This window comes from Zhenhengia sp. (assembly GCF_046966505.1).
GTDB lineage: Bacteria > Bacillota > Clostridia > Lachnospirales > Cellulosilyticaceae > Zhenhengia > Zhenhengia yiwuensis.
The window spans coordinates 220,476-228,557 of sequence record NZ_JBKVCH010000005.1; the positions used below are offsets into that span (position 1 = coordinate 220,476).

An 8,082-nucleotide genomic window follows, 5' to 3' on the forward strand; every position below is an offset into this window, starting at 1 on the left:
TCTCCTTATCCTAAACTTCGTATGTTAATTGGCTATCAATAATAGACTTAGACATTAAGGTAATTTTTAATATTATTAAAGCAAATATCTTCTACTATCTTACCCATCATCGCTAAATCGTTAGGTACTTCACCTTGTTCCATCCATTTGCCAATAAGATTGCAAAGGATTCTTCTAAAATACTCATGTCTTGTAAAAGACAGAAAACTTCTAGAATCTGTTAGCATCCCTATAAAGTTTCCAAGAACTCCCGTGTTACCTAAATCTTTAAGCTGTGTTATGATGCCATCTTTGTTATCATTAAACCACCAAGCCGTTCCAAATTGCATTTTCCCAGCTACACTATCTGAACTAAAGTTTCCTATCATCGTTCCTACTATCATATTGTAAATAGGATTTAAGGTATATAAAATCGTCTTAGGCAGTCCATCTTGTAGTTCCATCTCATTTAATAAGCCTGATAACTTACCTGCTATTTCCCCATCTCTAACCGAATCAAATCCTGTATCTGGTCCAATCTTCTTAAGCATCTTTTGACTATTATTACGCATAGCACCTAAGTGTAGTTGCATCGCCCACCCATGTGATTCATAGGCTTTGGCTAAAAAGATCATTAAATAAGTTTTATAACCTTCTACTTCTTCACTTGTTAAAGGCTCTCCTCTTAAGGCCTTTTCTAATATGAACGCTGCTTCACGCTCTTCTATAGGACCATAAGGAACCATTGAAAGTGAATGATCCGATAAACGACAGCCACAATCCTTAAAATAATCTATTCGTTTTAAAAGCGCCTCTTTTAAAGCTTTTAAACTTTTAATTTCAATCCCACTTATTTTTGATAATGCCTCTATATAGCCTCTAAAATCTTCTTGTTCTATATTTAATACTTTATCTGGTCTAAAGGTTGGCGCTACTTTTGTAAAACACTTTCCTTCTTCTTTTAAATACTTATGAAATTCTAGTGAATCTATAGGATCATCTGTTGTTGCTACATAATAAACATTCATCTTCTCTAGCAATTTTCGAACACTAAAATCTTCTGATTGAATCACTTTATTACAAGCATCCCAAATTTCCTTAGCAGTCTTTTCACATAAAGGAGTATGTATATCAAAATACCTTTGTAGTTCTAAATGCGTCCAATGATATAATGGATTACCAATAGCTTTTTCCAATGTTTTTGCATAAGCTATGAACTTTTCATAGTCACTTCTATTTCCTGTTATATAGTCCTCGGGAATGCCACCAAGACGCATAGCACGCCATTTATAATGGTCACCATACAGCCATAACTGGGTAATATTGGTATACTTTTTATCCTCCCAAATTTCTTTTGGACTTAAATGGGAATGATAATCACAAATGGGCATATGCTTAGCATACTCCATAAATAAGTGCTTGGCAGTCTCTGTCTCTAATAAAAAGTTATCGTTCATAAAGGTTTCCATCTATCTCACATCCCACCGACTATTATAAGTTCCTTGTAAATCAGAAATTTTAGAAGTGACTTCAGGCTTAACCTTAGAATCTGCAATCTTTTCTTGTAACTTTTCTAAGTAAAGATCTGCATTGATTGGGAGTTCTACAGATTGACCTAGCCAACTTGAAAGATGAATGGCATTAGAGATCGTTAAGCCTCTAATAGCTTCCTCTCCTGGCGCAATCAATTTTTCACCATATAAAATAGCATTAGTAAAGTTTTGTAATATACCATTATGCCCAGTCTCTATCCCTTCTCCCTCCACGTTGTGTACATTCATTTTAGGGCTTCCAAATCCTTCCTGGCTAGTAAAACAGTACTCTCTCTCTCCTTGCTCTAATTCATAAAATTTAAGTACGCCTTCTTCAATAACAGCTTTTCCTCTATCTCCTGAGATTTCTAAGCGATTTGTTCCAGGACATTCCCCTGTTGTTGTAATAAAGACTGCAGTTGCGCCGTTGTCATATTCCGCATAAGCTGTTACATCATCTTCTACCTCGATGTGATGATACTTTCCTATAGCCGTAAAACCAGTGACTTTAGAAGGCATCCCAAATAACCATTGCCATAAATCTAAGTTATGTGGACATTGATTGATGAGTACACCGCCACCTTCTCCTGCCCATGTGGCACGCCAGCTTCCTGAATCATAATAAGCTTGTGTACGGTACCAATTGGTAATAATCCATACACAACGTTTAAGCTCTCCTAGTTTTCCTTCATCGATTAATTTTTTTAATGCTTTATAAAGAGGATTGGTTCTTTGATTATAGACTACACCAAATACAGTTCCTGCTTCCTTTGCAGCAGCATTCATAGCTTCTACTTGTTTCGTATAAACACCTGCTGGCTTTTCCGTTAATACATGGAGGCCTTTAGAAAATCCATAAATTGCAATATCCGGATGAATATAATGAGGTGTTGCAATAAGCACCGCATCAATGTATCCACTCTTAATCATTTCTTTATAGTCTGTAAAAAGAGCTATCTCCTCACCTAAATTTTCTTTAGCCCATGTTCTTTTATGCGCATCAATATCACATACTGCTGTTAACTTAAGACCTTGTATTTTTCCATCTACGATATTTTTGGCATGAACACTCCCCATGTTCCCAATTCCTACAATGCCTATTCTCACTTCATTCATTATTTAACACCTACTTTCCTTAGATTGACAAAACTTCTTTCTAAACAATTAAAAGGATCTTCTCCATTACAATCATCTTGTTCAATCATGGCATAAGCAATATGCGCTATCTCACATGCCACTATAATTTCATCAAAACATAAATTACCTTCCATAACAGGTACCATTATTTGCTTATGCCCCTTCATTGCCAGATCTTTAAAATGGCAGGCTACGACTCTATCTTTTAAAGCAATCAGTTGTTTTGCAGCATTGATGCCTGCAAATTGAATCCAAAAAGTATCAGGTATAAATCCCCATAATGCTGGATCAGTTTCATGGATAAGTACATCATAAGCTAATCTTCCCTCAAACTTTTCAAATTCAAATCCATGATTATGATAATGAAGCTTCATTCCCCTAGCTTGAAGCTTTTTAGCTACCTCTGTATAGTCCTTAATGAATTTCCTAATGCCTATTAGGTCTCTTTCATATCCTTGTGGCATAGCCCCTATACCAATATGTTGACAGCCGTAAATCTCATGTTTTTTGATGACAGCTTCTGTATCTTCTAAGATTTCTTTTGGATTTGTATGCGTAATAACAATGTCTAGCTTATGCTCATCTGCTAAGGCCCTTACCTTATAAGGATCTATATTACCGATCCCTGATACTTGTATCCATTCAAATCCTATCTGTGCTAATTTCTTAAACGATAACTCAAGTGCCTCTTCTGTTTGCGTATAGTCCCTAATAGTGTAAAGCTGCGCACCTACTCTCATTACCTATTTCCCCCTCCATATGCAGATTTACTTTTTTGAATACCTTCTATAAGTCCATTAATATACACTGCACCTAGTGCTCTATCATAAAGTCCATATCCTGCTCTTCCTGTCTCTCCCCAGATCATTCTGCCATGATCTGATCTATAGTAGCCGTCAAAATCATAATCTATATACGCTTTTACAATTTTATAAAAATCCAAGGAACCTTTTTCAGATAAATGTCCTATCTCCTTAAAGTGTCCTTCTTTTTCCACCAGTATATTTCTTAAATGTGCAAAATGAATACGTCGTTTCTCTTGACCAAAGTATTCAATCATCTTTACAACATCATTTTTCAAATCACATCCTAATGAACCTACACATAGGGTAATACCATTATAGGGGCTATCATATAACGTGATGAGGCGCTTTAAGCTTTCAAAGTTTGTCATAATACGAGGTAATCCTAAAATACTCCAAGGTGGATCGTCTGGATGAATAGCCATCTTCACATCTTCCTCTTCACAAACAGGTATAACTGCCTTTAGAAAATACTCTAGATTCTCCCATAATTTTTCTTCATCAATACTCTGGTACTGCTCTAAAAGTGCCTTAAGCGTATGCTCTTCATAAGAAGTATCCCATCCTGGAAGCTTCAATTTCCCAAGACTTGGGTCTAACGTTTTAATTTTATCTGCTTCAAAAATTAAAGTTGTAGAACCATCTGGTAATACATAATTTAAGTCACTACGTGTCCAGTCAAATACTGGCATAAAATTATAGCAAATTGTTTTGATACCCGAGCGTCCTAAATTTCTAACGGTTTGTTTATAATGCTCAATATAGGTATCTCTTTCAGGCAAACCCATTTTTATTGCTTCATGTACCGGTACACTCTCTATCACACTGAGTTCTAAATGATGTGCTTCTACTCGTTTCTTTAACTGTTGTATTTTTTCAATAGGCCATACTTCTCCTACAGGTATGTCATAAATCGCACTTACGATGCCATACATTCCTGGTATCTGAGCAATGTATTCCAGCTTAACTGGATCATCCTCTCCATACCATCTAAAAGTCATCTTCATACTTTAGCCCCCTATACACCTGAATAAGCTGAAAAAGCACCATCCACTGGCAGGACCACCCCATTTACAAATCCTGATCCTTGCTCACTTGCTAAAAATAATAAAGCACCTAATAATTCATCTGGCTCTCCAAATCGGCCCATGGGCGTGCTCTCTATAATTTTATGTGCTCTTTGTGTTAAACTCCCATCTTCATTCAATAAAAGTTTTTCATTTTGCTTAGTGAGAAAAAATCCTGGAGCCAGAGCATTGACCCTTATGCCTAGTTTTGAAAAATGAACTGCAAGCCACTTGGTAAAATTACTTACAGCTGCTTTGGCGCCTGAATAAGCTGGAATCTTTGTAAGTGGTGTAAAAGCATTCATAGAAGAAATGTTAATAATACTACATCCCTTTCTTCCAATCATATCTTTAGCAAACTCTTGAGTTGGCAGCAACGTTCCTAAAAAGTTAAGATTAAAAACAAACTGTATACTCGTATCATCTAAATCAAAAAAAGTTTGCACTTCCTGATCTACTAGGTCTTCTTCAAATAAATATTCCTTTGTAGTAGTCCCTTTATCATGATTGCCTCCTGCCCCATTTATAAGTAAGTCACATTTGCCAAAAGTTTTTAATACAACTTCGTGTGCCCTTTTTAAACTCTCCTTATCCAGTACATCAGCCTGTATGCCCATAGCTTCTTTTCCTTCTCTTTGTATTTGAGTAGCAAGCCCATCTACACTGCTTTTATTAATGTCTAGCAAAGCTACTTTAGCCCCACATTCTGCTAATGCCATGGCCATTCTTTGGCATAAAATACCTCCTGCTCCCGTTATAACAACCACCTTATCTTCCAAACTTACATAAAAAGGAATTTGCATTATTAGCCTCCTATTGACTTTTAGTAAACTAACAGCTTAAAAATTATGTTATAATAAATTAATTGATAATTCATTATTTTAAATCTATTATTTTCTTCATTATAGATCAATTAAATATGCCTTTAATAGTTTAATATTGGCATAAAACTTGCAAAAATTGCTCTAGGAGGACCTATGTCTGAATTAACACGTTTTTCTCCCAAACAAACAATGGATAGTACAACTTTTCAAATTACACATTCAAAAGATACCTACTTACCTTATTTAGAACTTCATCATCATGATTTTTATGAAATCTACTTTTTTATCTCCGGCAGTGTATCGATGTCTATAGAAGGAAAACATTATAGGCTTTTACCTGGTGATATGATTTTAATTAATACTTTAGAGCTTCATCAAGCACTCATCCATGATCCCGCTATACCTTATGAGCGCATTGTTCTTTGGATTAATAAATCTTTTTTAAAAAGCTTATCTACCCCTCTTACGAATTTAGAAAGCTGCTTTTCTACTTATACCTCTAGTAATAATCTTTTAAGATGCACAGAGTCTATTATTGATGCCATACATATTACACTAAAAAAAATTCTCGAAGCTAAAAAAGCTACCTCCTTTGGTAGCGATATTCTTTATCATACTTATTTAACGGAACTTCTCGTCCTTATTAATAGGGCTTTTGAAAATACTCAGGCCTCCTGTATCTATCAGCATCACTATAGTGAGCTTGTCTCCAATTGTATTGAATATATTCATGACCATATTGAAGAAGAGCTTAGTTTAGATACACTTGCTCAGACGCTTTATACAAGTAAATATCATCTTATTAGAGAATTTAAGAAATATACAGGCCTTACTGTTCATAGGTATATGATTAAGAAAAAATTAGCTTTCTCCAAAGAACTTATTTTAAAAGATTACACTATTAGTGAGGTATATAAACGTTGTGGTTTTGGGGATTACTCTCATTTTTTTAGAGCTTTTAAGCAAGAATACGGCATGACACCTAAAGAATTTTACTCTACTTCTATACAGAAATGAATTTAATCATTGTTCCATATAAAAAGGCACCTTTTCAGGTGCCTTAAATACTTCACAAAAGAGAAGTTTATTTAACTCATAATTTTAGTTTTTTAATCCTGTAAGATCAGAGCATACTTCAATTTTTCCATTACCTTGTATGATATTTGCTTTAAACTCATCATAAAGTTCAATGTTTGAAAATGTTTTTAACTCTATCATTTTATTCTCAATACTATTAATAATCAAATCCATTGTTCCTTTATGATTAAAGACACATCCAAACATGTTAATCTTAGTTTTAAGGTAATCTGGCATAGCTTTATTACCATGAAAATGAATAGGATTATGATTAAGACTAGAGTGTGAAACTGTAATAACATTCATAGGTGTTCCTATAGATAAAAAAGCTTTCTTTTCATCATGCAACACTCTAATATTTTCAAAAGTAAGCTGCTCCTGACTCGGCACCTTGGAACCTGGATAGTAAGATCGGCTATATCTATCGTTATCAAAATGCACAGAGAATCCAATGCGTGCCTTATTTAAAAAGATATTACGGAAAATAACATTCCTCACCCCTGCTGTATAAGTCACATCATCTTGAACCATTACCCAGTGTATGCCATCTAAAACTGCTGTCCCACTTTCATGACTTGGCTCTGTATGAGATGTATATATTTTCCCATCTGCATCTTCTCTTACACGATAAAGTCTATGATGTGCAACAACAGTATCTGATTTTTGAACTTCCATACCTGGCTGCCAATCTCTCCATGCTCCAGCTAAGATACGACAGAAATAACCTGTCATTTTCTCAGCATCTAAGTCATGACAATTTTCTACAATACCGTCTTCAATCCACCCCAACTCTGGATTTCCTACATCATAATCATGCGCATTGAGCGCTATAGCATCATCAAATGTTTCAAATACACCATTACTGATTCTAAAACGCTTACCTCTTCCTAAGTGGACCCCATCTTTATCTCCTTTGATCATGATATCATTAATAATAATATCTTCAAAAGTACACACATGAATACCATATTGCAATGCACCTAGATCCATGCAGCGGAATCCCTCAATTTTTAAATCTTTAATATAGAAAAAAGCAATCTGCCCATGAAGTCCAAATACCTCTTTAAAGGTACGTACATCTATGCCATTTACAATAATATGTAAATTCTCAATACTAATATGTTCATCATAGGTTTTGGTTAAGGCCCCTTTGTTTAGTATAACGTGCGTAAAAGTGCCCTGTTCATCTACTTTTTTAATAAAAACATTATTCCCACATACGAGGGACGTATGACTCCCAATATATACTGTTCCTGCTAACTTATAGGTACCAGGGCGGCTTATAACAATCGTCCCTCCCCTATCTAAAGCTTTTTGAAGTGCTTTAGTGTTTTCAATTCCACTTGCTTCAGGTAAGAAACCAAACTCTGCTGGGTTCACAAAAAAACTTTTGTATGCTTCGTATTTCATCATCCACATTATCCTTTAGTTATTTTATTTATTCAGAATAGAAATATTACAAATAAATTTTACCATAATTTTAAACAATTCTAAACTCTTATTACCTAGAACCTTCTCTTCTTTATTTACAAAACGTATCGCTTTATTTGTCGCACCAATATGTATATACAGCTTGCTTACCTGTCTATAAAAAAAGCACCTAAAGAAGAGAATGCACCCCGTTTAGTAGACACATAATAAAAAAGATGTGTGGAGTTGTCAA

7 protein-coding genes are annotated in these 8,082 nt (G+C 34.8%); 1 reads left to right on the plus strand and 6 read right to left on the minus strand.

Features of this window, described 5'->3' with window-relative positions:
• Positions 1-47: 47 nt before the first annotated feature.
• The 5 genes from uxaC to ACLTBU_RS08240 are packed head-to-tail and all read right to left on the minus strand — an operon-like array spanning position 48 to position 5,321.
• Positions 48-1,448: a glucuronate isomerase gene (gene uxaC / locus ACLTBU_RS08220; RefSeq protein WP_412218512.1), complete on the minus strand. Its 1,401-nt coding sequence runs from the start codon at positions 1,446-1,448 to the stop codon at positions 48-50.
• The gene (locus ACLTBU_RS08225) at positions 1,449-2,627 is read right to left on the minus strand and encodes a Gfo/Idh/MocA family protein (RefSeq protein ID WP_412218513.1); all 1,179 of its coding nucleotides are present in this window, start codon (positions 2,625-2,627) and stop codon (positions 1,449-1,451) included.
• A complete protein-coding gene (locus tag ACLTBU_RS08230) occupies positions 2,627-3,388 on the minus strand; it encodes a sugar phosphate isomerase/epimerase family protein (RefSeq protein WP_412218514.1) in 762 nt (253 codons plus the stop codon). The genes ACLTBU_RS08225 and ACLTBU_RS08230 overlap by 1 nt, the downstream gene beginning before the upstream one ends.
• Positions 3,388-4,458 carry a mannonate dehydratase gene (uxuA, locus tag ACLTBU_RS08235; protein WP_249332666.1) on the minus strand — a complete coding sequence of 357 codons (1,071 nt, stop codon included), beginning with the start codon at positions 4,456-4,458 and terminating at the stop codon, positions 3,388-3,390. Before uxuA ends, ACLTBU_RS08230 begins: the two co-directional genes overlap by 1 nt.
• 11 nt (positions 4,459-4,469) lie before the next feature.
• Positions 4,470-5,321 carry an SDR family oxidoreductase gene (locus ACLTBU_RS08240; protein ID WP_177668358.1) on the minus strand — a complete coding sequence of 284 codons (852 nt, stop codon included), beginning with the start codon at positions 5,319-5,321 and terminating at the stop codon, positions 4,470-4,472.
• A 174-nt stretch (positions 5,322-5,495) separates the two neighbouring features.
• Here ACLTBU_RS08240 and ACLTBU_RS08245 point away from each other — a divergent pair, with 174 nt between their 5' ends.
• Positions 5,496-6,359, plus strand: a complete 864-nt coding sequence (locus ACLTBU_RS08245) for a helix-turn-helix domain-containing protein (RefSeq protein WP_249332665.1) — start codon at positions 5,496-5,498, stop codon at positions 6,357-6,359.
• Positions 6,360-6,443: 84 nt separating this feature from the next.
• Here the strand turns inward: ACLTBU_RS08245 and ACLTBU_RS08250 are convergent, their stop codons facing one another.
• Positions 6,444-7,832: a hypothetical protein gene (locus ACLTBU_RS08250; protein ID WP_249332664.1), complete on the minus strand. Its 1,389-nt coding sequence runs from the start codon at positions 7,830-7,832 to the stop codon at positions 6,444-6,446.
• Between the last annotated feature and the right edge of the window lie 250 nt (positions 7,833-8,082).